The 24,696-nt window shown below is 68.9% G+C and carries 20 protein-coding genes and 4 pseudogenes; 10 read left to right on the top strand and 14 right to left on the bottom strand.

The window, feature by feature from the left end; all coding sequences use genetic code 11:
• Positions 1 to 64: 64 nt before the first annotated feature.
• From BTZ20_RS11070 to BTZ20_RS11060, 3 genes are all read left to right on the top strand, one after another.
• Complete coding sequence (locus BTZ20_RS11070; protein WP_077041398.1) at positions 65 to 652, top strand: peroxiredoxin; 588 nt, start codon at positions 65 to 67, stop codon at positions 650 to 652.
• A gap of 2 nt (positions 653 to 654) precedes the next feature.
• Positions 655 to 1,194, top strand: a complete 540-nt coding sequence (locus BTZ20_RS11065; RefSeq protein ID WP_077041397.1) for a carboxymuconolactone decarboxylase family protein — start codon at positions 655 to 657, stop codon at positions 1,192 to 1,194.
• 93 nt (positions 1,195 to 1,287) lie between these two features.
• A complete protein-coding gene (locus tag BTZ20_RS11060) occupies positions 1,288 to 1,962 on the top strand; it encodes a PhzF family phenazine biosynthesis protein (RefSeq protein ID WP_077041396.1) in 675 nt (224 codons plus the stop codon).
• Positions 1,963 to 1,971: 9 nt separating this feature from the next.
• On the opposite strand, the pseudogene BTZ20_RS11055 reads toward BTZ20_RS11060, so the two are convergent.
• Positions 1,972 to 2,558 (bottom strand): annotated as a pseudogene (locus BTZ20_RS11055) (TetR/AcrR family transcriptional regulator).
• A 56-nt stretch (positions 2,559 to 2,614) separates the two neighbouring features.
• Between BTZ20_RS11055 and BTZ20_RS11050 the strand changes: the two are divergent.
• Complete coding sequence (locus BTZ20_RS11050) at positions 2,615 to 3,193, top strand: dihydrofolate reductase family protein (RefSeq protein ID WP_077041395.1); 579 nt, start codon at positions 2,615 to 2,617, stop codon at positions 3,191 to 3,193.
• A 23-nt stretch (positions 3,194 to 3,216) separates the two neighbouring features.
• On the opposite strand, the gene BTZ20_RS11045 is transcribed toward BTZ20_RS11050, so the two are convergent.
• Positions 3,217 to 3,933, bottom strand: coding sequence for a hypothetical protein (locus BTZ20_RS11045; RefSeq protein WP_077041394.1), 717 nt, complete (start codon positions 3,931 to 3,933; stop codon positions 3,217 to 3,219).
• Positions 3,934 to 3,950: 17 nt separating this feature from the next.
• Between BTZ20_RS11045 and BTZ20_RS11040 the strand changes: the two are divergent.
• The 3 genes and pseudogenes from BTZ20_RS11040 to BTZ20_RS11030 all read left to right on the top strand — a co-directional run bounded on the left by BTZ20_RS11040 (position 3,951) and on the right by BTZ20_RS11030 (position 6,293).
• Positions 3,951 to 4,216: pseudogene (locus BTZ20_RS11040) on the top strand (hypothetical protein).
• Position 4,217: 1 nt separating this feature from the next.
• Positions 4,218 to 5,180 (top strand): TauD/TfdA family dioxygenase, encoded by a 963-nt coding sequence (locus BTZ20_RS11035; protein WP_077041393.1) that lies wholly within the window; start codon positions 4,218 to 4,220, stop codon positions 5,178 to 5,180.
• Between the two features lie 135 nt (positions 5,181 to 5,315).
• Entirely contained in the window at positions 5,316 to 6,293 is a 978-nt protein-coding gene (locus BTZ20_RS11030; protein WP_077041392.1) for an Acg family FMN-binding oxidoreductase, read from the top strand.
• Between the two features lie 25 nt (positions 6,294 to 6,318).
• Here the strand turns inward: BTZ20_RS11030 and BTZ20_RS11025 are convergent, their stop codons facing one another.
• Positions 6,319 to 7,512 (bottom strand): aspartate aminotransferase family protein, encoded by a 1,194-nt coding sequence (locus BTZ20_RS11025; RefSeq protein ID WP_083742921.1) that lies wholly within the window; start codon positions 7,510 to 7,512, stop codon positions 6,319 to 6,321.
• Positions 7,513 to 7,547: 35 nt separating this feature from the next.
• The gene (locus tag BTZ20_RS11020; protein ID WP_077041390.1) at positions 7,548 to 8,249 is read right to left on the bottom strand and encodes a Pr6Pr family membrane protein; all 702 of its coding nucleotides are present in this window, start codon (positions 8,247 to 8,249) and stop codon (positions 7,548 to 7,550) included.
• A gap of 73 nt (positions 8,250 to 8,322) precedes the next feature.
• Between BTZ20_RS11020 and hrpA the strand changes: the two genes are divergently transcribed.
• On the top strand, positions 8,323 to 12,231 hold the full coding sequence (gene hrpA, locus BTZ20_RS11015; RefSeq protein ID WP_077041389.1) for an ATP-dependent RNA helicase HrpA: 3,909 nt from the start codon (positions 8,323 to 8,325) through the stop codon (positions 12,229 to 12,231).
• 3 nt (positions 12,232 to 12,234) lie between these two features.
• On the opposite strand, the gene nrdR is transcribed toward hrpA, so the two are convergent.
• Together nrdR and BTZ20_RS11005 are read right to left on the bottom strand one after the other, a co-directional pair.
• Positions 12,235 to 12,699 carry a transcriptional regulator NrdR gene (gene nrdR, locus BTZ20_RS11010; RefSeq protein ID WP_077041388.1) on the bottom strand — a complete coding sequence of 155 codons (465 nt, stop codon included), beginning with the start codon at positions 12,697 to 12,699 and terminating at the stop codon, positions 12,235 to 12,237.
• A gap of 108 nt (positions 12,700 to 12,807) precedes the next feature.
• Positions 12,808 to 13,290 (bottom strand): LysM peptidoglycan-binding domain-containing protein, encoded by a 483-nt coding sequence (locus tag BTZ20_RS11005; protein ID WP_145982274.1) that lies wholly within the window; start codon positions 13,288 to 13,290, stop codon positions 12,808 to 12,810.
• Positions 13,291 to 13,477: 187 nt separating this feature from the next.
• Here BTZ20_RS11005 and lexA point away from each other — a divergent pair, with 187 nt between their 5' ends.
• Complete coding sequence (lexA, locus tag BTZ20_RS11000; protein WP_077041386.1) at positions 13,478 to 14,209, top strand: transcriptional repressor LexA; 732 nt, start codon at positions 13,478 to 13,480, stop codon at positions 14,207 to 14,209.
• A 78-nt stretch (positions 14,210 to 14,287) separates the two neighbouring features.
• Here lexA and BTZ20_RS10995 read toward each other — a convergent pair whose 3' ends face one another.
• Both BTZ20_RS10995 and BTZ20_RS10990 read right to left on the bottom strand, forming a co-directional pair.
• The gene (locus BTZ20_RS10995) at positions 14,288 to 15,433 is read right to left on the bottom strand and encodes an acyl-CoA dehydrogenase family protein (RefSeq protein WP_027499503.1); all 1,146 of its coding nucleotides are present in this window, start codon (positions 15,431 to 15,433) and stop codon (positions 14,288 to 14,290) included.
• A gap of 122 nt (positions 15,434 to 15,555) precedes the next feature.
• The gene (locus BTZ20_RS10990; RefSeq protein ID WP_077043630.1) at positions 15,556 to 16,833 is read right to left on the bottom strand and encodes a solute carrier family 23 protein; all 1,278 of its coding nucleotides are present in this window, start codon (positions 16,831 to 16,833) and stop codon (positions 15,556 to 15,558) included.
• A 149-nt stretch (positions 16,834 to 16,982) separates the two neighbouring features.
• Here BTZ20_RS10990 and BTZ20_RS27990 point away from each other — a divergent pair.
• Positions 16,983 to 17,582, top strand: a pseudogene (locus BTZ20_RS27990) (pyridoxamine 5'-phosphate oxidase family protein); the annotation flags it as partial.
• A gap of 339 nt (positions 17,583 to 17,921) precedes the next feature.
• Here the strand turns inward: BTZ20_RS27990 and BTZ20_RS10980 are convergent.
• The 6 genes and pseudogenes from BTZ20_RS10980 to dapF all read right to left on the bottom strand — a co-directional run bounded on the left by BTZ20_RS10980 (position 17,922) and on the right by dapF (position 24,628).
• Positions 17,922 to 18,931 (bottom strand): annotated as a pseudogene (locus BTZ20_RS10980) (PHP domain-containing protein).
• Between the two features lie 55 nt (positions 18,932 to 18,986).
• On the bottom strand, positions 18,987 to 20,045 hold the full coding sequence (locus BTZ20_RS10975) for a beta-ketoacyl-ACP synthase 3 (protein ID WP_077043629.1): 1,059 nt from the start codon (positions 20,043 to 20,045) through the stop codon (positions 18,987 to 18,989).
• A 93-nt stretch (positions 20,046 to 20,138) separates the two neighbouring features.
• Positions 20,139 to 21,041 carry a hypothetical protein gene (locus BTZ20_RS10970; protein WP_145982273.1) on the bottom strand — a complete coding sequence of 301 codons (903 nt, stop codon included), beginning with the start codon at positions 21,039 to 21,041 and terminating at the stop codon, positions 20,139 to 20,141.
• A gap of 144 nt (positions 21,042 to 21,185) precedes the next feature.
• Positions 21,186 to 22,127 carry a hypothetical protein gene (locus BTZ20_RS10965; protein WP_077041384.1) on the bottom strand — a complete coding sequence of 314 codons (942 nt, stop codon included), beginning with the start codon at positions 22,125 to 22,127 and terminating at the stop codon, positions 21,186 to 21,188.
• 86 nt (positions 22,128 to 22,213) lie between these two features.
• Positions 22,214 to 23,713: a GTPase HflX gene (gene hflX / locus BTZ20_RS10960; protein WP_077041383.1), complete on the bottom strand. Its 1,500-nt coding sequence runs from the start codon at positions 23,711 to 23,713 to the stop codon at positions 22,214 to 22,216.
• A 45-nt stretch (positions 23,714 to 23,758) separates the two neighbouring features.
• Entirely contained in the window at positions 23,759 to 24,628 is an 870-nt protein-coding gene (gene dapF / locus BTZ20_RS10955; protein WP_077043628.1) for a diaminopimelate epimerase, read from the bottom strand.
• Between the last annotated feature and the right edge of the window lie 68 nt (positions 24,629 to 24,696).

Genomic DNA, 24,696 nt, shown 5'->3' with positions numbered 1-24,696 from the left:
CGGCGCAGCCACCAGTGCGGCTGCCCGTGCCCGAAGATCCATCACAAGTAGGAGGACGAGACATATGGCTCTGCTGACCATCGGCGACCAGTTCCCGGCGTACAACCTCAAGGCCGTCATCGGCGGGGACCTGTCCAAGGTCGACGCCCAGCAGCCCGACGACTACTTCACCCAGGTCACCAGCGACGACTACGCGGGCAAGTGGCGGATCGTCTTCTTCTGGCCCAAGGACTTCACCTTCGTGTGCCCCACCGAGATCGCCGCGTTCGGCAAGCTGAACGAGGAGTTCGCGGATCGCGACGCCCAGGTGCTCGGCGCCTCGGTCGACAACGAGTTCGTGCACTTCCAGTGGCGCGCACAGCACGACGAGCTCAAGACCCTCCCCTTCCCGATGCTCTCGGACCTCAAGCGTGAGCTGGCCGAGGCCACCGGCGTTCTCAACGCCGACGGCGTCGCGGACCGCGCCACCTTCATCGTGGACCCGAACAACGAGATCCAGTTCGTCTCCGTGACCGCCGGTTCCGTCGGCCGCAACGTCGACGAGGTGCTGCGCGTGCTCGACGCACTGCAGTCCGACGAGCTGTGCGCCTGCAACTGGAAGAAGGGCGACCCGACCATCAACGCCGGCGAGCTCCTGGCCGAGAGCGTCTAGTCATGAGCGTCGAGAACCTGAAGAACTCGCTGCCCGAGTACGCCAAGGACCTCAAGCTGAACCTCAGCTCGCTGTCCCGGTCCACCGAGCTGAACGAGCAGCAGCTCTGGGGCACGTTCCTCGCCGCAGCGGCGGCCACCCGCTCCGCGACCGTGCTGCGGGAGATCGCGGAAGAGGCCGCCGACAACCTGTCGGCGGAGGCGTACAACGCCGCCCTCGGTGCCGCGACGATCATGGGCATGAACAACGTCGCGTACCGCGCAAAGGGCTACCTCGGTGAGGATTACACCCAGGTGCGCATGGGCCTTCGCATGAACATCATCGGCAGCCCCGGCGTCGAGAAGGCCGACTTCGAGCTGTGGTCGCTCGCGGTGTCGACCATCAACGGCTGCGACCATTGCACCGGCGCCCACGACGCGGTCGTCCGCAAGGAGGGCCTGACCAAGGAACAGGTCTGGGAGGCCGTCAAGGTCGCCGCGACCCTCCAGGGCGTGGCCCAGGCGGTCACCGCCAGCGAGGCCCTCGCGGGCGCGAGCGTCTAGGCCGGCTTCACCCGCAACACCCCGAAGGTGTCTTTTGTGCGATCAACCCGCGCAAAAGGCACCTTCGGTCGTTACCGGCGGTATCGTTTAACGATGAGTATCGAGGTTGACGTCGTCAGGGTCTTCACCGATGCGAACGGCCACCACGGCAACGCATTGGGCATCGTGGATGCGGCATTGGTGCCGGCGGAGCGCAGGCAGGGCCTGGCCGCCGAACTCGGGTTCAGCGAGACGATTTTCGTCGAACTGCCCGGCCCGGGCGCCGCGAGCGTGCGGGCGCAGATCTTCACCCCCGCCACCGAACTGCCCTTCGCCGGGCACCCGACGGTGGGCCTGTCCTGGTGGCTGCGCGAACGGGGCGCGGCGGTCGACGTCCTCGAGGTCCCGGCGGGTCCGGTCACGACCTACGTCGACCGCGGGATGACCTGGGTGCGCGCCAAACCCGATTGGGCGCCCGAGTTCACCCTGCACCCGAAGCCCGACTCCGCGGCGGTGGTCTCCACCAGGGCGGATTCCTTCGACTCCGGACACCACTACGTCTGGGCCTGGGCGGGTGAGGGTGCGATCAGATCCCGAATGTTCGCCCCGCTCATGGGGATACCGGAGGACGAGGCCACCGGTGCGGCGGCGGTCCGGATCACCGAGCACCTGCGTCGAAGCCTGCACATCACCCAGGGGCGCGGATCGCAGATCTACACCGTCTACTCACGCGACGGATGGGTCGACGTCGGCGGACGGGTGCACCCGGACCGCACGCTGAGCGTGTAGACCGACCGGTTACCCGGACAACGCGCGGTCGACCGCGGCCTCGATGAGTTCGTCGATCTCGCTCTCCGAGAACAGCTCTGGCAGCGTCAGCCGATCGACGATCAGCCAGTTCAGCGCGAGATAGAGCAGGCGGACCGTGGTGGCGTCGCCCGGCATGCCCGCGTCCAGGTGGTTGGTGACGTTGAAGTCCAGGTCGGCCCGGATCCGTTCGGTCAGCACCGCGCGCAACTCGGGTCGCCGGGTCGCCTCGAGCCTGAGCTCGAGTAGGGCGAGGAAGCCCGTGCGGAACTCGGTGATCCTGCCGACGACCTCGCGCATCAGCCCGACCAGATGATCACGGTCGTGCGGACCGCCGAGGCTCTGCGCCAAGGACTCGTCGTCGGGGTCAGCCGCTCGTAGAACCGGCCGCCCGCCTGAGCCAACAGGTCGTCGCGGTTGGCGAAGTAGTTCGACGCCGTACCCGGTGGCACCCCCGCCCGCGAATCGACGGCCCGGAAGGTGAGTCCGCGCGCGCCCAGTTCCGCCAGGACCTCGATCGCGGCGTCGACCAACGCCGCTCGTCTCTCCGGATTGCTCCGCACTTGACACCACTCCATCCGTAGTACTACTTTCAGACCACTTCAAATAGAGTACTACGGACGGAGCGGTACATATGCGAAAGCTTGTCTACTACGTGGGTATCTCGCTCGACGGTTACATCGCAGGCCCGGGCGGCGAATGGGACTTCATGGTCTCGGACGACGTGACGGCGTGGATCACGCAGCGGTACCCGGACACCGTCCCCACCCATATCCGCCCGCACGTCGGCCTTGAGGGCGCCGCCAACCAGGCGTTCGGAGCGGTGGTGATGGGCCTCGGGACCTATCAACCCGCCCTCGACGTCGGCGTCACCAGCCCCTACGCCCACCTGAAGCAGTACGTGGTCTCGACCACCCTCGGCGAGATCGCCGACCCGGCGGTCGAACTGGTCGCCGGCGACCCGCTCGGCCTCGTCCGTGACCTCAAGGCCCAGGAGGGGATGGACGTCTGGCTCGCGGGCGGCGGAAAGCTGGCGGGCACCCTGCTGCCCGAGATCGACGAACTGGTCATCAAGCGCTACCCGGTGGTCGCGGGGGCAGGCATCCCGGCGTTCGACGGGGCGTTCCAGCCGACGCGGTTCACCCCGAACCGCACCGAGTCCTTCGACAGCGGCGCCTCGGTCACCTGGCTCTCCCGGACCCCGGCGGCCTGACCCGAAGCGGAGGCCGGTCGCCGTCAGCTCTCACATTGCCCGAGGTGTTGCGGCGACCGGCCCGCCGCGAGATCCGCCTCGCTGAGCAACACTTCGATCTCCCCGCCCAGCGTCACCCCCGGCGCGAGCGGCAACCGGTCGCCGCTCCAGAATCGGCCCGGGTCATACCAATTCGTCTTGCGGCGCTCGGTGAGCAGCCCCATCGACTCGTAAGTCTGCGCGACCACCTCGGCGCAGTACGCGCTCTCGAGGCCGGCCGAAGCCTCCGCGGAATCCCCTGCCGAACGGCGACGCAGCGACGGCAGCCTGCCACCGAACCAGCGCGAGACCAGCTTCGCCGTGGACGGGAACGGCGTGCCGTCGAGCCGCGCGACGGTGCGCATCAGCGCGTCCTCCTGCTCCCTGGTCACCGGCTCCTCGAGCTGCCGCAGCCAGCCGCGCTGACCGTACTTCGCACCCCACACCTGGACCGCCTGCCGCAGGTCGTGCAGCTGCACGCCGCGCTGGAACCGCCCGGTCCACATGTCCTGCAAGGAATGTCCGAGCTCCGCGTGCCACATCAGCGGCGGCATGTCATCGAGAACCACCGACATCCCGACGTGGTTCACGGGGCTGTTCGTCAGCGTCTGGATCGCCCGATCGGCGCCCGAGTGGCCGCGGAAGATCCAGATGTCCCCGGTTCGGGTGGCATCCACGGCCTCGTCGAGGCTCACCTGCGATTCGTGCATCCGGCGACTCATGCACCTAGCCTAGAGCGATGCGCATGGACGGCAGGAACGTGTGGAAGCTCGTCGGTCTCGCGGGCGTCGTCGGGGTCGCGGCCACGGGGGCGCTCGCCGCGCGCGCCGAACGCAAGCGCCGCGCCTACACCCCGACGAGGTCAGGTCCCAGCTGCACGCCCGCTTCGCGCAGGCCACCGCCGCGGCCGACCTCCCACGGGTGGATCTGATCGAGGTGAAACCGACTCTGCGCGAACGCGTGTCGGGCCTCTTCCGGCGAGTTTGCCGGCAAGGCGGGAAATGACATGCCCGATCATGTGATCCGATCACCTCAGGTTTCGGACGCGGTCTGGGAGAGATCGGACTTCCCCGACAGTTCGACGTGGACCGTGGTGCTCACCCGAGCCGAGCGATCGGAGATCGTCGAGGCGGCCAGATCCGACGCCGCCGACGACTCGCACCTGTTCCCCACCCTTCGGTCCCGCTGCGGCCGGTGGGCGCACACGCTGAACTCGGGATGCGGTTTCGTCCTGCTGCGCGGGTTCCCCCTGGACGAACTCGGCACCGATGAGATCGAGCGGGCCTACCTCGCGCTGGGAGCCATGCTCGGAGACCCGGTGAGTCAGGATCGCGACGGCTCGGTGCTCACCCACATTCGCGACGAGCGGATCGAGAGGACCGATCCCACCGTCCGGCTCTACCGGACCAGGGAGCGCCAGGATTTCCACACCGACGGTTCCGACCTGGTCGCGCTGCTGTGCCTGGCCAAGGCGGCCACCGGAGGCGAGAGCTGGATCGCCAGCTCGGCAGCGATCTACAACGAGGTGCTGCGGCGGCGGCCGGATCTGCTCGAGGTCCTCTACTCCCCCATGCCATGGGACCGCAACGGCGAGGAGGCCGCGGGCGACCCCCCGTACTTCGAACTCGCCCCACTCAACGACATCGGCGGGGTGCCCCGCCTGTTCTACATCAGCTGGTACATCCGCGACTCCCAACGGCACCCGCAGGCCCCACGCCTGACGGCGGAGCAACACGAGGCCCTCGAACTCGTCGAGGCCATCGCCAACGAGCCGCGCTTCCATGTCGAGATGGTCTTCGAACCCGGCGACGTCCAGATCCTGAACAACGGGCGCATCCTGCACGCCCGCAACACCTACCAGGACCACCCCGACCTCGACAAGCGCAGGCACCTGCTGCGTTTGTGGCTGTCGGCCGCCAGCGCACCCAGCGTCGCGGAACCGCTGCGATCGGGCATCCCGCGGCGCTGAGCCACGGGCGATCCCTGGAGTGGGGTCGAAAGGCCCTAGCCGAGCCCGATCCGCATGGCAGATAATTGACTGTCCGGTATCGGGGAGGCTCCCAGGCGAGGTCCCCTGGCACCGGTCAACGGTGAGGAGACAGTCATGGACACCGCGGTGCCGGACACCGGCGTCATCCAGAGCGCGGTCGATCTGGCGTGCCGAGCACCATCGGTGCACAACAGCCAGCCGTGGCGGTGGCGATACTCCGCGGGTCGGCTCGACCTGTTCAGCGAGCGCACCCGGCTCCTGCCCTCCGCCGATCCGTCCGGACGCCAGCTGCACATCAGCTGCGGCGCGGCGCTCCATCACGTCGAGGTCGCCCTCATCTCACTGCGCTGGCGATCGGACATCGACCTCCTGCCGGAGCCCAGCCTCCCCCGGCTCGTCGCCGCGATCCACTGTCACCGGGATGCGACCCCACGCTCACACGACTTCGACCTGGTCTCCGCCATCCGCCATCGCCGCACCGATCGCAGACCCTTCGGCCCGCTCGCGGTGGAGGCGGGGCCGGCCGAGCGCCTGGGCGATCAGGCGGGCAGGTTCGGCGTCACGCTGACGGTCCTCGCGCCCGAGGCACGGACGACGCTGGCCGCGGCGACCGACGCCAGCTCCGCGGCAAGGCGGTACGACTCCGACTACCAGGCCGAACTGCACTGGTGGGCCGGGCACTCCCTCACCGGCGAGGGGATACCTCCCGATTCGCTGGCGACCACGGGCGAGAGCGCACACGTCCCGATCGGACGAGTGTTCCCGCGGCCTGGCAGGCAGGAGTCGACGCCCCTGCCGGGCGTCGACGAGTCCACCGTGCTGATGCTGAGCACCGATTCCGACTCACCGGCGGCCTGGACGCGATGCGGGCAGGCACTGTCCGCGGTCCTGCTCGAGGCGACATCGAGAGGGATCGCGACCTGCCCGCTGACGCACCTCACCGAAGTCGGACGGAGCCGGGACATGATCGCGGCGCTGGCGCCCGACGCCGGACTCCCCCAGGTCCTGCTCCGGGTCGGCTCGGTCACCGGTTCGCCCCCGGCGGGGCGCACGCCGCGCCGATCGACCGCAGAGGTTCTCACCCTGCACTGAACCGCCGACCGGCGGGCGCGAGCACTCAGCCGAGCGCCTTGAGGACCCCCGCCGCCATCTCGGCCACCTCGTCGTCGGTCATCACGAAGGACGGCGAGAACTGCATGGCGCCGACGCCTGCCGCGCGACCCGAGATGCCGTGCTCCCGAAGGGTCTTGACGAATGGCAACGCCTCCGCGGGATCCGCGAGCTGCACCGCCGCGACCGCGCCGAGACCGCTGCGCACCTCCGCGACCCGCGGGTGCTCGGCCAGCGGCGACAGGTGCTCGTGCAGCGAACGCTCGAGCCGAGCGGACTCCTCGAGCAGGTTCTCCCGCTCGAGGATGTCGAGGTTCGCCAGTGCCGCGGCTGCCGCGCCCGCGTGCCCGCCATAGGTGTACCCGTGCCGCCACCACACGCCGCCGGAGAAGAAGGGCTCGGCGACCCGGGGCGCGATGAACACCGCACCCATCGGGACGTACCCCGAGGTGAGCCCCTTCGCCGTGGTCACCATGTCCGGCTGCAGGTCGAAACGCGTCGAGGCGAACCACGACCCGCCGATCCGGCCGAAGCCCGTGACCACCTCGTCGACGACGAACAGGATGTCGTGCTCGCGGCAGATCTGCCGGACCTCGGCGAGGTAGCCCTCCGGCGGCAGGTAGATCCCACCCGCGCCGATGATCGGCTCGACGAAGAAGGCCGCGATCGTGTCGGCGCCCTCCCGCTCGATGAGCTCGAGCAGGCTCTTGCCGTTGTCCCACTCCACCGTCCTGGCATCCGGCATCAGCTCGCCGTAGCCTTCCCGGTTCACCGGGATGCCTGCCAGCGCGGTGCCAGCCACGTGCATGCCGTGGTAGGCCTTCTGCCGCCCGACCACGATCCGCTTGTTCGGCTTGCCCATCTCGTGCCAGTAGCGCCTGGCCAGCTTGGCCGCCGTGTCGACGGAGTCCGAGCCGCCCGAGGTGAAGAAGATCTTGCTACCGGGCACCGGCGCGATCGCGGACAAGCGCTCGGCGAGCGCGAACGTCGTCTCGGGGGCGAAGTCGCCGAAGTTGGAGAAGTGCGCGATCGACCGGAGCTGCGTCGCGACCGCGTCCGCGATCTCGGCGCGACCGTGCCCGACGTTGGTGAACCAGAGGCCCGCGGTCGCGTCCAGGTAGCGATTGCCCTTGTCGTCCCAGATGTACGCGCCCTCGCCGCGGCTGACGACGAAAGGACCGCCATCGCTCACCGCGCCCATGTCCGCGAATCCGTGCCACAGTGCCTGGGTGTTCGTCACGCCATCTCCTCGCTCTCGCCGGTGGCGATCCCGTCCGCCGCCGTCCGGCGCTCGGTTCCACCGTATCGCCACCGCTGGGCGAGCCTGCCCGCGGCGTTGACCGCGAACGACATCAGCACCATGGCCAACAGCAGCACCACGAGTCCGATGGACATCTGCAGGTAGCCCTGCACGCGGGGATCGATGAACGGATACGGGTACCAGTCGACGATCGGGCCGCGGACGAGCGTGTAGACGCCGTAGACGACCGGGAACGTCAGCCAGGTCATCGACTGCCGGTCGGTGATCCGCATGCGCGGCGGGTTGATCAGCCAATCGAGGAAGATGACCAGTGGCAGGATCTCGTGCAGCAGGACGTTGATCCATTTGTCCTGCAGCATCACATCGACGTTGGCGAGCAGGACCGCGTAGATGATCCCGGTGATGACCATGTACACGGTGGTCGCCCCGCGAAAGAGCTGCCAGTTCCGCGACTGCGGGTCCGCGAACGCCCCGACGAGGAACACGATCACCGTCAACACATTGCTGAGGATGGTGAAGTAGCTGAAGTAGTTGGTCGTCGAGAACGTCTCGCTGTCGATGTTGCGCAGCGGGATCCAGACCAGCGCGAGGATCCCGAGACCGGCGAACACCAGCCGCAGCGCCCGCCAGATCGGGTTCGTGTGTGGGTAGACCGGGGTCTCCGTGGCAGCAGTCACCCGCAGATGTTCGCACAGGGCAACAACGGGCTGCGGTATTTGAGTGGCGGCCTTTCGATAGGCTGGTCCGAGCATGTCCACCACACCTTCGCCCGAGCTGCCCGACGTCGACCGGCGTGAGCTCAAGCGCCGCCTGGCCCACCTCTCCCTCCGGGACGAGCACCGACTCCGGCGCCGCCTCGACCGCGCCTCGAACCCCGAGGCCCTCGCCGGGGTCCTCCGCGAGGTGTCGCAGGCGGAGGCCCGGATCGCCACTCGCCGCGCGAACACCCCGAAGACCAGCTATCCGGACAACCTTCCTGTCAGCCTGCGCCGTGACGACATCGCCGCCGCGATCGCGGCTAACCAGGTCGTCATCGTGGCCGGCGAGACCGGATCCGGTAAGACAACACAGATCCCGAAGATCTGTCTCGACCTCGGGCGTGGGGTGCGCGGGCTGATCGGGCACACCCAGCCGCGCCGGATCGCGGCGCGCACCGTCGCCGAGCGCATCGCCGAGGAGTTGGACACCCCGCTCGGCGAGGCCGTTGGCTACACGGTCCGCTTCACCGACCAGGTGTCCGACGGCACTCTGATCAAGCTGATGACCGACGGCATCCTGCTCGCCGAGATCCAGCGCGACCGGATGCTGCGCCGGTACGACACCCTCATCATCGACGAGGCGCACGAACGCAGCCTCAACATCGACTTCATCCTCGGCTACCTCAGGGAACTGTTGCCGCGGCGGCCCGACCTGAAGGTGATCATCACCTCCGCGACGATCGACCCGGAGCGCTTCGCCCAGCACTTCGCCGTGAACGGGGTGCCCGCGCCGATCGTGGAGGTCTCGGGTCGCACCTTCCCTGTCGAGGTCCGGTACCGGCCGCTGAGCGTCGACGTCGGCGAGCAGACCATCGATCGCGACCCTGTCGACGCGGTCGGCGAGGCCGTCGAGGAACTGCTCGGCGAGGGTGACGGCGACATCCTCGTGTTCCTCTCCGGCGAACGCGAGATCCGCGACACCGCCGACGCGCTGCGGGACCGCAAGCTGCGCGGCACGGAGATCCTGCCCCTGTACGCGCGGCTGTCCGCGGCCGAGCAGCACCGGGTCTTCGAGCGGCACACGGGACGCCGGGTGGTGCTCTCGACCAACGTCGCGGAGACCTCGCTGACGGTCCCCGGCATCCGGTACGTGGTCGATCCGGGCACCGCCCGCATCTCCAGGTACTCCGTCCGCACCAAGGTCCAGCGACTGCCGATCGAGGAGATCTCGCAGGCCTCGGCCCGGCAGCGGGCCGGACGCTGTGGCCGTGTCGCCGACGGCATCTGCATCCGCCTCTACTCCGAGGACGACTTCGAGTCGCGTCCGGCCTTCACCGAACCCGAGATCCTGCGTACCAACCTGGCGTCGGTGGTGCTGCAGATGACCGCACTCGGCCTCGGTGACATCGCCGCCTTCCCGTTCGTGGAGGCGCCGGATCCGCGTGCCATCCGTGACGGCGTCGCGTTGCTCGAGGAACTCGGGGCGATCAAACCGGGCGCCAAGGACGGCGTCACCGAGCTGACCCCGGTCGGGCGGGAGCTCGCCCAGTTGCCGGTGGACCCCAGGATGGCGCGGATGCTCGCCCATGCGCACAACACCGGGTGCCTGCGCGAGACCCTCATCATCGTCGCCGCGCTGTCGATCCAGGACGTACGCGAGCGGCCCGCCGAACACCAGCAGGCCGCCGACGAGAAGCACGCGCGGTTCACCGTTGCCGGCTCCGATTTCCTCGCCTACCTCAAGCTGTGGGAGTACCTCGGCGAGCAGCGGAAGGAGCTGTCCTCCAACCAGTTCCGGAAGATGTGCAAGAACGAGTTCTTGCACTGGCTGCGGATCAGGGAGTGGCAGGACCTGCACGGCCAGCTCGCGCAGATCACCCGTGGGCTCGGCTGGACCGGCAACGACCAGCCCGCGAGCGAGGCCTCGGTGCACCAGGCGCTGCTGTCCGGGTTGCTCTCCCACGTCGGCCTGCGCGAGGGCGACAAGCGAGACTTCCTCGGCGCCCGTGGTGCCCGGTTCGCGGTGTTCCCCGGTTCCTCGCTGTTCAAGAAGCCGCCGCGCTGGGTGATGGCCGCCGAACTGGTGGAAACCTCCAGGCTCTGGGGCAGGATGGCGGCAGGCATCGAGCCCGAGTGGGCGGAGAAGCTGGCACCGCACCTGATCAAGCGCACCTACTCCGAGCCACACTGGTCGACCAAGCGCGCCTGCGCGATGGCGTACGAGCGGGTCACTCTGTACGGCATCCCACTGGTCGCGAAGCGGGCTGTCACCTACAGCTCGATCGACCCCGAGACCTCGCGAGAGCTGTTCATCCGGCACGCGCTGGTACAGGGCGAATGGCAGACCCAGCACAAGTTCTTCCATCAGAACCGCGCCCTGCTCGAGGACGTCGAGGAGATGGAGACCAGGGCACGCAGGCGCGACATCCTGGTCGACGACGAGGCCCTCTACGAGTTCTACGACCAGCGCGTCGGCCAGGAGGCCGTGTCCGCCAGGCACTTCGACACCTGGTGGAAGCGCGCCCGGCGCACGGATCCGGACCTGCTGAACTTCACCGCGTCGACCGTGGTGAATGCCGATGCCGCCGGGGTGCTCGGCGGCGACTACCCGAACACCTGGCGCCAGGGCGAGATCTCGTTCCCGCTGACCTACCAGTTCGAACCCGGGACCGAGGACGACGGCGTCACCGCACGCATCCCTGTCGCGCTGCTCGCCCAGGTCCGCCCGGTCGGCTTCGACTGGCTGGTGCCCGGCATGCGCGAGGACCTGGTCACCGCGCTCATCAAGACGCTGCCGAAACCGTTGCGTCGCACCGTGGTCCCCGCACCCGACTACGCCAGGGCAGCACTGTCGGCCGTCAAACCGCGATCCGAGGCGTTGACGATGGCGATCGCCAGGGAACTGTCCCGAATGGCAGGCGCCCCGATCTCGCCCCGCGACTTCGACCTGAGCGCGGTCCCGGATCACCTGAGGATGACCTTCGCCGCGGTCGACGGTTCGGGCAAGGTGCTGGGCCGGAGCAAGAGCCTGACCGGGCTCTCCGCCTCGCTCTCGCCCCGCGTCGACGTCGAGGTGGCCAAGGCCGCCTCGAGCACCGAGCGTCCGGCCGCCGCGGTCTGGACGTCGGAGACACTCGGCACCCTGCCGGACAGCGTGACCCGCACCATCGCGGGCCAGAAGGTGGTCGGCTACCCGGCACTCGTCCCCGAGAAGGAGGGCGTCGCGGTCCGGGTCCTCAGCACCCCTCTCGCGCAGCGCCAGGCGATGCGCGAGGGCACAAGGGCCCTGCTGCTCAGCGCCATCGTCACCCCGACCAAGACCGCGGTCTCCGGCCTCGGCACCCGGGATCGGCTGGCACTGAGTCAGAACCCGCACGGCAACGTGGAGGCCCTCGTCGAGGACTGCCGCGCCTGCGCGGTGAACGAGCTGATGGACGCGAACGGCGGGCCGACCCGGACCCCGGAGGCGTTCGAGAAGCTGCAGGCCGCGGTGCGAGCCCAGCTCGCCACTCGGGTGGCTGTGCTGGTCCGGTTGGTGGTCCCCGCGCTGTCCCGCGCCCAGGAGCTGCGCGTGATCCTCGATCGCGCAACGGGAGAGGCCGCCGACGACGTGCGCGAGCAGCTCGAGGCGCTGATGTATGCCGGATTCGTCACCGACACCGGCACCGACCGGCTGCGGGAGCTGCCTCGCTACCTGGAGGGAGCCATCCGCCGTCTGGAGGCGCTCCCCGCGAGCGCGGGGCGCGACAGCCAGGGTTTGGTGGTGCTGGACGCGGTGTACGAGGACTACGGCCGACTGCTCGCACGCCTGGACGAGCGCAGGCACCACGATCCGGATGTGGACGCGGTCCGCTGGATGATCGAGGAATTGAGGGTCGGCCTGTTCGCGCAGTCGCTCGGGACCCCGTACCCCGTGTCCGAGAAGCGGATCCGAAAGGCGATCGCCGCGATCACCCGGTGACGGTCAGTCGGTCGCGGATTCCTCGCGATGCACGCGCAGGTCCTTGATCTCGCGCTCGAAATCCTCCGCGGAGCTGAAAGAGCGGTACACCGAGGCGAATCGCAGGTAGGCCACCTCGTCGAGGTCGCGGAGCGGGCCGAGAATCGCCAACCCGACCTCGTTGCTGGGGATCTCTGCCGATCCGGCCGCGCGCACGGCCTCCTCGACCTTCTGGGCGAGCTTGTAGAGCGCGTCCTCGTCCACCGCCCGGCCCTGGCAGGCTCGCCGAACGCCGCGGACCACCTTCTCGCGGCTGAACGGCTCGGTGACGCCGCTGCGCTTGACCACCGAGAGCACCGCGGTCTCGACGGTGGTGAACCGCCGACCGCATTCCGGGCATGATCGCCGCCTGCGAATGGCGTTGCCCTCGTCGGCTTCACGAGAGTCGACCACGCGCGAATCGGGATGCCTACAGAACGGGCAATGCATGGCGAATCCTTCGTCGGAACCGAGGAGCCCTGTACGACCACTGGATGTGGTGGGGCTGACAGGGTTCGAGGATACCGCCGCCGGGCGCCCGAGGGCGCGCATCGGGGTTCAGTCCACCGGTCCGACGGGCACCACCAGCGATTGTCCCGCCTGCACCGAGGCTCCTGACATGGCGTTCAGGTCGAGAATCCGCGCCACGACCTGCTCGACACGGCTCGCAGGCGCGACGCGCGACGCGACGTCGCTGAGCGTCTCCCCGCCCTGCACCTGCACCACCGCGGTCTCGCCGAGGGCGAACTGCGGGTTCGACCGGGCCTGCGCGATCCCGAGCAGGCCAGCCACGGCGACGGCCGACAGCAGCATCCCCACGAGCAGCGCGCCGATTCCGCCGTCCCGCCTGCGCCTGCCGTGGACCGCCCTCGACACCGGCATCGGCGCCCGGCCGTATTCGACGAACCCGTCCACCCGGCGTCGGCGCGCGGCGACCTGTCGCGACCTCGCGCCGTTCGGGACCGTGTTCTTCGGGACCGTGTTCTTCGGGACCGCCCTGCTCGTGGGAACTGCCATGCTCATGGGGACTGCCATGCTCATCGGAACCTCCGCCGGTGCTCGTGTCGCTTCATTCGTTCACACGTTCGAGTGAACGCATGTTCGATTTCTACCACGGCGGTCCGACAAAGTCTCGACTTGACGCGACACATCTCGAACAGATGTTTGAAACATGCTGGAATCCGGTCTAGATTCGTGTCAGAACCCACATCGACACGGGAGGCCCTCCATGAAGGACGACAGCTCCAACGACGGCTCGGCCGCCACCCCAGGCGGATCCGACCTCGCGGCGGGGCTCACGGATCGTCAGCGCCGGGTCCTGGAGGTGATCCGCGCTTCGGTCAGCGAACGCGGCTACCCGCCGAGCATCCGCGAGATCGGCGACGCGGTCGGGCTCACGTCGACCTCGTCGGTCGCACACCAGCTCCGCACGCTCGAACGCAAGGGCTTCCTGCGACGCGATCCCAACCGTCCGCGCGCCGTGGACGTCCGCGGGCTGGACGACGGTGTTGCGGCCTCCGACACCGAGGCAGGCTTCGAGCACGCGGCGCAGCCCGCGGGCGAGGGCACCGAGACCCAGCTGCCGAAGCCGACTTTCGTCCCCGTGCTCGGACGGATCGCCGCAGGCGGTCCGATCCTCGCCGAGGAGGCCGTCGAGGACGTGTTCCCCCTCCCCCGCGAGCTCGTCGGCCAGGGATCGTTGTTCCTGCTGAAGGTGGTCGGCGAATCGATGATCGAGGCGGCGATCTGCGACGGCGACTGGGTGGTCGTCCGGCAGCAGAGCGTGGCCGACAACGGCGACATCGTTGCCGCGATGATCGACGGCGAGGCGACCGTCAAGACATTCAAGCGGACCAAGGGCGAGGTGTGGCTGATGCCGCACAACCCGCTGTTCGAACCGATCCCCGGCAACGACGCGGCCATTCTCGGCAAGGTCGTCACGGTGATGCGCAAGATCTGATCCGCCGCGACTGAACCCCAGTGCGCACGAGAAAGGCCGCGGCACCCGGTGCCGCGGCCTTTCTCGTCTCCGGTCCGATCAGGACAGGTTCAGTCCCCGACCGATGATCTCCTTCATGATCTCGGTGGTGCCGCCGTAAATGGTCTGCACGCGAGAGTCCATGTACGCCTTGGCGATCGGGTACTCGCGCATGTAGCCGTAACCGCCGTGCAGCTGAAGGCAGCGATCGATGAGCTTGACCTGCGCCTCGGTGGTCCACCACTTGGCCATCGCGGCCTCCTGGACGGTGAGCTTGCCTTCGTTGAGCTGCTCGATGAACTTGTCCACGAGGATCCGCACGGCGGTGGTCTCGGTGGCGAGCTCGGCCAGCACGAAGCGGGTGTTCTGGAAGCTGCCGATCGGCTTGCCGAACGCCTTGCGGTCGCGGACGTACTGCATCGTCATCTCGAGGCAGGATTCCATCGCGGCAGCGGCCACGACGGCGATCGACATGCGCTCCTGCGGCAGGTTCTGCATCAGGTAGATGAAGCCCATGCCCTCCTCGCCGAGGAGGTTGGCTGCGGGAACCCGCACGTCGGTGAAGCTGAGCTCGGCGGTGTCCTGCGCCTTGAGGCCGATCTTGTCCAGGTTGCGACCGCGCTCGAAGCCCTCCATGCCGCGCTCGACGACGAGGAGCGAGAAGCCCTGGGCACCCTTGTCCGGGTCCGTGCACGCGACCACGACCACCAGGTCGGCGTTGATCCCGTTGGTGATGAAGGTCTTCGAGCCGTTGAGGACCCAGTGGTCGCCGTCGCGCACCGCGCGGGTCTTGATGTTCTGCAGGTCGCTGCCGGTTCCCGGCTCGGTCATCGCGATCGCGGTGATGATCTCACCGGAACAGAAACCGGGCAGCCAGCGCTTCTTCTGCTCCTCGTTGGCCAGCTTGAGCAGGTACGGCGCCACCACGTCGTTGTGCAGCATGAAGCCGACGCCACTGAAACCACCGCGGGTGGTCTCCTCGGTGATGATTGCGTTGTAGCGGAAGTCCTCGACGCCGCCGCCGCCGTACTCCTCCGGCACGTCCATGCCGAGGAAGCCCTGCTCGCCGGCCTTCTTCCAGACCTCACGGTCGACGATGTTCTGCTCTTCCCACTTGTCGTGGTTGGGAGCGACCTCCTGCTCGAGGAACTTCTGGTAGGACTCCCGGAAGAGAAGGTGCTCGGGCTCGAAAAGCGTGCGTTCCATCAAGGCTCCTGTGTGTCGACGTAGCTGCCTGCCAGGCTAGGCGTCGGCCGACTCGGCGGTCGATGACCCTAGCGAGCGCAATCTGTGACCCACGGCGAATCCCGGCCTCGGCGACGAGTGGGTCACCGACGCAGCCGCGCCAACGCCCGCATCAGCGGGTACCCGACGAGGATCCCGACCGAGCCCCACGCGATGCCACCGAGCTCAACCGACCCGACCATCAGGGTGAGGTTTCCGATGCCTGCCACCAGCGCCGCGGCGACGACGGTGAGATTCACCGGATCGGTGAAATCGACCTTCGCCTCCATCCAGATCCGAACGCCGAGAATCCCGATGAGCCCGTAGAGCACCAGCGTGGCGCCGCCGATCACGCCGTCCGGCACGGTGAACACGAGGGCACCGAACTTCGGCGAGAACGCGAGCACGATCGCCGTCGCCGCCGCCACCCAGTAGGCGGCGGTGGAGTACACCCTTGTCGCCGCCATCACGCCGATGTTCTCCGCATAGGTGGTGGTACCCGAGCCACCGCCCGCGCCCGCGAGGGTGGTGGCGAGACCGTCCGCGAAGAGCGCGTCGCCCGCGACGTCGTCGAGCGACCGACCGGTCATCGCCGCGACCGCCTTGACGTGACCGACGTTCTCGGCGATCAGCACGATCACCACCGGGAGCGCGAGCGCGATCGCCGACCACTGGAAACTCGGCCCTCGTAGGTGCGGCAAACCCACCCAGGCCGCCTCACGGAGCGCGTCCACTCGCTCGGTCGACAGGCCACCCGTCACCGCGGCGAACACCCACCCGATCACGACGCCGACAAGGATTCCCAGCCTGCCGAGCAGTCCCGGACCGGCCGCGGTGACGACAAGGATCGCGACGAGGGTGACGGCCGCGATCAGCGGCTGGGCCTGAAACGAGCCGACCGCCGCAGGCGCCAGGTTCAATCCGATCAGCATGACCACGGCACCGGTCACCACCGGCGGCATCACGGCGTCGAGCACCCGGGCGCCCGCCAGCTTGACCACGATGCCGACCAACATCAGCACGATGCCGACAGCCAGCACCGCGCCGAGCTGCGCGGCAGGTCCGTCGGCCGCGGAGGCGGTGAGCGGAGCGATGAACGCGAACGACGAACCCAGATAGCTCGGGATCCGGCCCCTGGTGATGACGAGGAACAGCACGGTGCCGATGCCAGAGAACAAGAGTGTGGTCGTCACCGGGAACCCGGTGATCGTCGGCACCAACAATGTTGCGCCGAACATTGCGATCACGTGCTGCATGCCGATTCCGACCGTGCGGGGCCACGACAGCCGCTCGTCGGGCGCCACGACGGCACCGTCCGCGATCCTCTTGCCGTCGCCGTGCATCTGCCAGCGGAATCGGGATCCACCGGCGCCCGTCGTCATCTCCTGCTCAGTCACGGGGGCCAATTCTAGGACGCGACACCGCATTCGCGCCCACGTGGAGGAAACGGTGCGATCGATCGGCCCCTCGGCTAGCGTTACCGCCCATGAACGGGCCAGCTGGTCCGTGACTTCCGTTCCCGAGGAGTTCCATGTCTATTCGTCCCACTTTGGGGAGTGTTGGCGAACATGAACTGCAGAACGAATTCGGCACCACAGAACGTGCCGAGCGGTTCTATTCCGATCAGATGCTCAATCACCTGAATCCGACAATGATCGAGTTCGTAGCCCGGCAGGAAATGGCGTTCATCGCGACAGCCGATGCACACGGCGAATGCGATTCCACATTCCGAGCAGGTGAACCGGGCTTCATCCACGTCATCGATCCGCGGACCGTCGCATATCCGGAATATCGCGGCAACGGGGTGATGGCCAGTCTCGGCAACATCAGGGAGAACCCACATGTCGGTATCCTGATGATGGATTTCGTCCGCGACCTGATCGGTCTCCACGTCAACGGCTCGGCCCGCATTGTCGAGGATGTCGACCTACGTGCCCAGTTGGCCGACCTGCCCGACACACACGCCAACGGCCGCACGCCCGAACGCTGGGTGGTCGTGGATGTCGAGGAGGCATACATTCACTGCCGCAAGCACATTCCACGGATGGCGCCCGTAGACAGGGATCGGTCCTGGGGCACCGATGACGTGCGCCGAAAGGGTGGCGACTACTTCGACGCGAAGGGCACCCCGCACGAACTGCAGGAGCCGGCCGCGCCGGCCGCGGAGGTCCCGGTCGTACCCGCCGAGGCGCCCGCGCGGAAGCGGACCGCGAAGAAGGCGGCCACCGGAAAGACCCCGGCGACCAAGACTCCAGCCACCAAGACTCCGGCCAAGAAGACACCGACGGCCAAGACACCAGCCAAGAAGGCCCCCGCACGAAAGGCCGCTCCACGAAAGGCCGTCGCCGCGACGGCGGCCACCTCGCGGACCCCGGTCAAGAAGAGCGTCACCCAGAAGACCACTGCCGCACGCACTCCGGCGAAGCGGACGGGCGCATCGGAGCCGGCCGTCGAGGAGTGACCGGAGGATCTATTGCCGGGTCCAGGCGATCAGATCGTCGGCTGTCCAGGTGTTGACCACCCGTTCGGCCCCGATCCCGGCCGCCTGAGCCCGCTCACACCCGTATCCCTGGAAGTCGAGCTGGCCGGGCGCGTGCGCATCGGTGTCGATCGCGAACAGGCAGTCCCGTTCGAGTGCCAACTCGATCAGACGCGCGGGCGGATCACGGCGCTCGGGCCTGCTGTTGATCTCCACCGCCGTGCCGAACTGGCGGCACGCCTCGAAGACGACCTCCGCGTTGAACTTCGACTCCGGCCTTGTCCCTCGGGTGCCCTCGACCAGCCTGCCGGTGCAGTGCCCGAGCACGTCCACATGCGGGTTCGCGACGGCCCGCACCATCCGTCTGGTCATCGCGTCGGACTCCATCGCGAGCTTCGAGTGCACGCTCGCGACCACGATGTCGAGTTCGGCGAGCAGCTCCTCCTCCTGGTCAAGGGAGCCGTCGTCGAGGATGTCCACCTCGATCCCGGTCAGGATGCGGAACGGCGCGAGCTCTGAGTTCAGCTCCGCCACCACCTCGAGCTGTCGGCGCAGCCGCTCCGCGGAGAGTCCGTTCGCCACCGTCAGCCGCGGCGAATGGTCGGTCAGTGCGCAGTACTCGTGACCGACCATCGCGGCCCGGCGCATCATCTCCCCGATGGGGCTACCCCATCGGACCAGTCCGAGTGCGTGTGCAGGTCGCCGCGCAGCGCCGCGAGCAGCGCCCGCCCACCCTCACCGATCTGGCCGGCCTTCGACTTCACCTCGGTCAGGTAGGCGGGCACCCCACCCGCATACGCCTCCGCGATCACCGCGGCCGTCTTAGGCCCGATCCCGCTCAGCGCGGCCCAGGTCCCGGTGCGGCCGAGCCGGTCCCGCTGCTCGTCACTGAGGGCCTCGACGATGTCCGCGGCGCGGCGGTAGGCCTTGACGCGATGCGTCTCGGCCCGCGATCGCTCGAGCCAGTATGCGATCTCCCGCAACGCCTCGACAGGGTCCATCAGCCCATGATGCGCTACGACAGCGCTCCGGGCAGCCGCACGCGGCTGCGACGGGTCAGAAGCTCGTTTCGACGGGCACCGGCGGCAACGTGACGACCTGGCCCGCGTAGCTCAGTCCGGCGCCGAAGCCGAGCAGCAGGGCGAGTTGTCCGCCCTTCGCCTTGCCCGTCACCAGCATCTCCTCCATCGCGAGCGGAATCGACGCGGCCGACGTGTTGCCGGTGTTCTCGATGTCGTTCGCGACGGGCACGTCGTCCCCGAGGCCCAGGTTCTTCTTCATGAGGTCGTTGATCCGGGCGTTGGCCTGGTGCGGGACGAAGACCTCGATGTCCTCGATCGCGACGCCGGACTCCGACAAGATGCTGCCGAGGGCCTTGGGCAGGGTGATCGCCGCCCACCGGAACACGCGGGGGCCCTCCATCGACACCACCATGCGGCCGATCTGCTCGGCGTCCGCACCCTGGGCCTGCAGCGCCTCCGCACGGTCCATGTACGCGGGGATGTCGTAGTTCTGGCTGATGGCGGCGGAGTTCTCGCCGTCGCTACCCCACACGGTCGGCGAAATGCCGTTCCGCTCGCTGGGGCCGACAACAACCGCACCCGCGCCGTCGCCGAAGATGAAGGCGGTGTTGCGGTCGGTCGGTTCCATCACCACGGACATCGTCTCGACACCGATGACAAGGACGTACTCGGCCGAACCGGACCGGATCATGTCGGTGGCAACGCCGAGCCCGTAGCCGAAGCCGCCACAGCCGGACGCGAGGTCGAACGCCGCGATGCCGTTGATCCCCAGCTCGTGCGCCACCTGCGGGGCGCCGTGCGGGATCTTCGTCTTCCAGCTACCGGTGGCGAGGACGAGCGCACCGATCTGCTCCTTGTCGATGCCGCTGTTCTTGATCGCGCGCTCGGCCGCGGCCACGGCCATCGACTTCGCGGTCTCGTCGCCGCTGATCCAACGGCGGTTGCGGATGCCGCTGCGCTCGTAGATCCACTCGTCCGACGAGTCGAGTACCTCGCACACCTCGGCGTTGCTGACGATCCGCTGGGGCCGGTAGGCACCGATACCGAGCAGCGACACGTTCTCGTGCCCCTTCTTGACCGCAATGTTGAACATCTGGAGCTTGCCCTTCGCCGCTGTGAGAGTTGTCCGCCGTTCGGCTGACGTGTGAATCGGCATGGAGCCTACCGACCCGAACCCGACAACTGTTCAGTTCCGTCGACGCCGCGAGCGGATCCGCCACCACAGCACGCCGCCGAGGGCGACCACGAGCCCGGCGCCGACGCCCGCGGCGATCACCGCCCCGGGTTCCACCTGCAGTGCGACCTCCACCGACCCGGTCCCGGGCTCAACCAGCCCCTCCGCCCCGTACAGGACCCGGATCGGTGGCAGCGGTCCGCCGTTCGCCTCGGACGCGCTGAGCAGGTCGCCTGCCGGGGTGAAGGCGATGGCCTCGCCCTGCGGCTGCTCCGGCATCGGCACCCTGATCGGTTCGGCGCCGGTCAGCGCCGCCACGACGTCGCCGTCCGGCGCCGGGTACAGGTACACGTCGGTGTATGTACGCAGCGCCACCACCGTGCCGTCCGCGCTGACCGCGCCGCCGGTGATCATGGTCGAGGCAGCGAACGGGATCGGGCCGCCCGGCGTCTCGGTGGGCTCGAACCCGATCTGCCCCACCCGCTCCAACGCGGTGGGTCCCGGGCTCGGCAACTGCTCGGCGCGCAGCGCACCGGCGGGCCGATAGATGCCGCTCGCGCCGAACAGTTCCTTCGTCACGAGCACAGGGACCCCGTCACTGCCAAGGAGGATCGCCTCGGCGTCGTGGGCGCCGTCCGGGTAGGTGAGCCGGCGCAATGTTCCCGCGCCGGTGCCGGTGTCCATGTCGGTCAGCGCGACGGTGGTCCGCGCACCGGCGTTGTCGCCTGTGTCCGAGAGCCACAACCGCCCGTCGGCCTGGGCGAGGTCCTCCACGTCGAACGGGTCGACGGGCAGGGGCAACGTGCCGGTCACCCGGCACTGATCGTCGAGGACCCGGACCGCATCGTCCGTCCCGCTGTCGGCGGCCGCATAGATCCCCTCGTCGGTGACCGCCAGTCCGGACAACTCCTCCAAAGCGGGATCCGTTGGAGTGCAGAGGTTCTCGAAGTCGGCATCGACGGTCTCGATCGCCCCGGGGCCGAGCTCGGCTGCGCCACCGCGGGCAGCGCGCAGAGAACGGCCGAACCCAGGACTGTGACGACCACCGCCGCGAGGCGGCTACGCACCGAGGTCGACCAGTCCGGTTGCGCCGCGCAGGACCTGAATCGGCGGCAGCGGACCGCCGTTCGCCTCGGATGCGCTGAGCAGATCGCCGTCCGGGGTGAACGCGATGGCCTCACCCTGCGGCTGATCCGGCATCGGGACCCGCACCGGCGTCGCGCCGGTCAGCGCGGCCGCGATGTCGCCGTCGGGCGCAGGGTAGAGGTAGACGTCGGTGTAGGTGCGCACCGCGACGACCCGGCCGTCGGCGCTGACCGCGCCGCCGGTCACCAGGATGGACCCCGCGACCGGCATCGGGCTGCCGGGGGTGTCGGTGGGTGCGTAGGCGATCTGCCCGATGCGCTGCAGCGGCGCCGGGCCCGGGCCGAGCTGGTCAAGGGTGGCGCCGCCGGCCGGTCGGTAGATGCCGCTGGCCGCGAGGATTTCCTTGGTGACGATCACCGGTCGGCCGTCATGGCCGACCAGCAGCGTCTCCGCATCGTGCGGGCCGTCCGGGTAGGTGAGCAGGTGCATCGCGCCTGCGCCGGTGACGGGGTCCAGGCCGGTCAGCGACACCTGCTGGCGGACCTTGGTGTTGTCGCCGGTGTCCGAGAGCCAGAGCCGACCGCCTGCCATGGCCATGTCCTCGACGTCGACCGGAGTCGGCGGAACCGCCACCGTGCCTGTGACCTGGCACTGGTTGTCGAGCACCCACACCTCGTCGTCGGTGCCGCTGTCACCGATGGCGTAGATCGTCTCGCCGGTGGAGACCAGCCCGGAGATCTCCGCGAGCCCGGGATCGGTTGGGGTGCAGAGCGTCTCGAAACGCGCGTCGGACGCCTCGGAACCGGTCGAGGAGCCGGCGGAACCGCTCGACCCCGGCGCGGCCCCGGCCGAGGCCGCGGTCACCACGGCCGACCCGACCACCGCCAGCGCGAGTACCGCCAGCTTGCTACGCATCGGCCCACCAACAAGATCCGGCCGCGGTGCCCGCGGCGTCGAGACAGGCAGCAGCGCCCGGTTCCGTCATGTCCGTTCCCGTCCGGTCAGGCGCTGTGTCGGTACTCCTGGAGTGCGGAGGCCAGCGCCTCCGGCACCTTCGCGCGGACCAGTGTGCCCTCCGGCTCGTGCGAAGACCCGAGAATGCGGCCATCCGCGTGAATTCGGGCCACCAGGTCGCCGCGGGTGTACGGCACCAGCACGGTGACCTCCACCTCCGGCGCCTTCACGATCTCTGCGAGGCACTCCCGCAGCTCGGCGATCCCCTCGCCGGTCCGCGCGGAGACGAACACCGCACCGGGCAGCAGCCCCCGCAACTGGGTGAGCATCACCGGATCCGCGGCGTCGATCTTGTTGACCACCAACAGCTCGGGCGGCGCAGGCGAATCGGTCTCGCGGAGCACCTCGGTGACCACCTCGCGCACCGCCTTGATCTGATCGGTGGGCAGCGGGTCGGAGCCGTCGACGACGTGCAGCAGCAGGTCGGCGTCGGCCACCTCCTCCAGCGTCGACCGGAACGCCTCGACCAACTGGGTCGGCAGGTGCCGGACGAAGCCGACGGTGTCGGTCAGTACGTACTGGCGGCCGTCCTCGAACTCCGCCTTGCGGGTGGTCGGGTCGAGGGTGGCGAAGAGTGCGTTCTGCACCAGCACTCCCGCGCCGGTGAGCGAGTTGAGCAGGCTGGACTTGCCGGCATTGGTGTAACCGATGATCGCGACCGAGGGCACCTCGTTCCGCAGACGCTGGGTGCGTTTGGTGTCGCGGGCGCCCTTCATCTCCTTGATCTCGCGGCGCAGTTTCGCCATCCGCTCGCGGATCCGTCGGCGGTCGGTCTCGATCTTGGTCTCGCCCGGTCCGCGCGTTCCCACGCCGCCGTCCTTGCCCGCGCGTCCGCCCGCCTGCCGGGACATCGACTCACCCCAGCCGCGCAGCCGCGGCAGCATGTACTGCATCTGCGCCAGCGCGACCTGCGCCTTGCCCTCGCTGGAGGTGGCGTGCTGGGCGAAGATGTCGAGGATCAGCGCGGTCCGGTCGATGACCTTGACCTTCACGACCTTCTCCAGCGCGTTGAGCTGCGCAGGGGTCAGCTCGCCGTCGGCGATGACGGTGTCGGCGCCGGTGGCGAGCACCACCTCACGCAGTTCGTTGGCCTTGCCGGAGCCGATATAGGTCGCGGCGTCGGGCTTGTCGCGGCGCTGCACCAGCCCCTCGAGCACCTCCGAACCCGCGGTCTCGGCAAGCGCCGCCAGCTCGGCCATGCTCGCCTCGGCCTGCTCGGCCGTGCCATGGGTCCAGACGCCGACCAGCACCACCCGCTCGAGGCGGAGTTGTCGGTACTCGACCTCGGTGACGTCGGTGAGCTCGGTGGACAGTCCGGCGACCCGGCGCAGCGCGGCGCGCTCGTCCAACTGCATCTCGCCGACCGAGGGGTCATGGCCCGCCCAGTCGGTGTCGCGGTCGGTGGCGTCGTGGCCATCGGCGCCGTCGTGCTCGGCGTCGATGTGATCGAGGATCGGTGTCTTCGTGATACGCGGTGTTTTCGTCATACAAGACCCATGGTCCCACGACCGACCCTCCTGGTGCACGCGCATTTACGCGAGCGCGTTCCACCAGTCGTCGTCGATGCGCCCGGAGCCGACCAGAACCGACGGACCCCGCAGTTCGGCTGCGCCGTCGCGCACCGCGACCAGGACCTCACCACCCGGCACCCGCACCAGGACCTCGCCCTCCTCGCGCCCGTCGGCCCGCAGCGCAGCAGCGGCGGCCGCGACCGTGCCGGTGCCGCAGGACCGGGTCTCGCCGACCCCGCGCTCGTAGACGCGCATATCGACGGCGCCGTCGACGAGCGGGGTGAGGATCTCGATGTTGACCCCGTGCGGGAAGAAGTCCGTCGCGAACTCGGGCGCGGCGGTCAGGTCGAGCGCGGCGAGCTTGTCGGCCGTGAGCGACTCCTCGACGCAGGCCAGGTGCGGATTGCCCACGTCGATGCCCACCCCGGTGAACGTCTGGCCGCCCACGGTGGCGCTGGAGGTCCCGAGCTCGGTGACCGTGCCCATGCCGACGCTCACATCGGCCGTCCATCCGTCGCAGCGGTGCACGACCACCGGCCTGGCGCCCGCGCGGCTGCCGACCACGAATTCGGCGGATCCCTCGAGGCCGGTGGCCCGGAGATAATGCGCGAACACCCGGACCCCGTTGCCGCACATCTCGGCGATCGAGCCGTCGCCGTTGCGGTAGTCCATGAACCAGTCGTCGTCTCCGACGCCCTCGGGCAGCGCGTCGAGGACGCCTGCCGCGCGCAGGGCGCCCGCCCTGGCGACCCGCAGGACGCCGTCGGCGCCGAGTCCCCGACGCCGGTCACACAGCGCGGCCACCCGATCGGCGCGCAGATCCAGGCGCACGTCGAGGTCCGGCAGCACCACGAAGTCGTTCTCGGTGCCGTGGCCCTTGCTGAATTCCATGCCGATCATGCTACCGAGCGGCGGGTACGGCTCGCCGACCCCGGCGAACAGCGCCATCCGCGCGGCGA

This window comes from Rhodococcus sp. MTM3W5.2 (assembly GCF_001984015.1).
GTDB classification, from domain to species: domain Bacteria; phylum Actinomycetota; class Actinomycetes; order Mycobacteriales; family Mycobacteriaceae; genus Rhodococcus_G; species Rhodococcus_G oryzae.
This window is presented reverse-complemented; position numbering and strand designations above follow the sequence as displayed.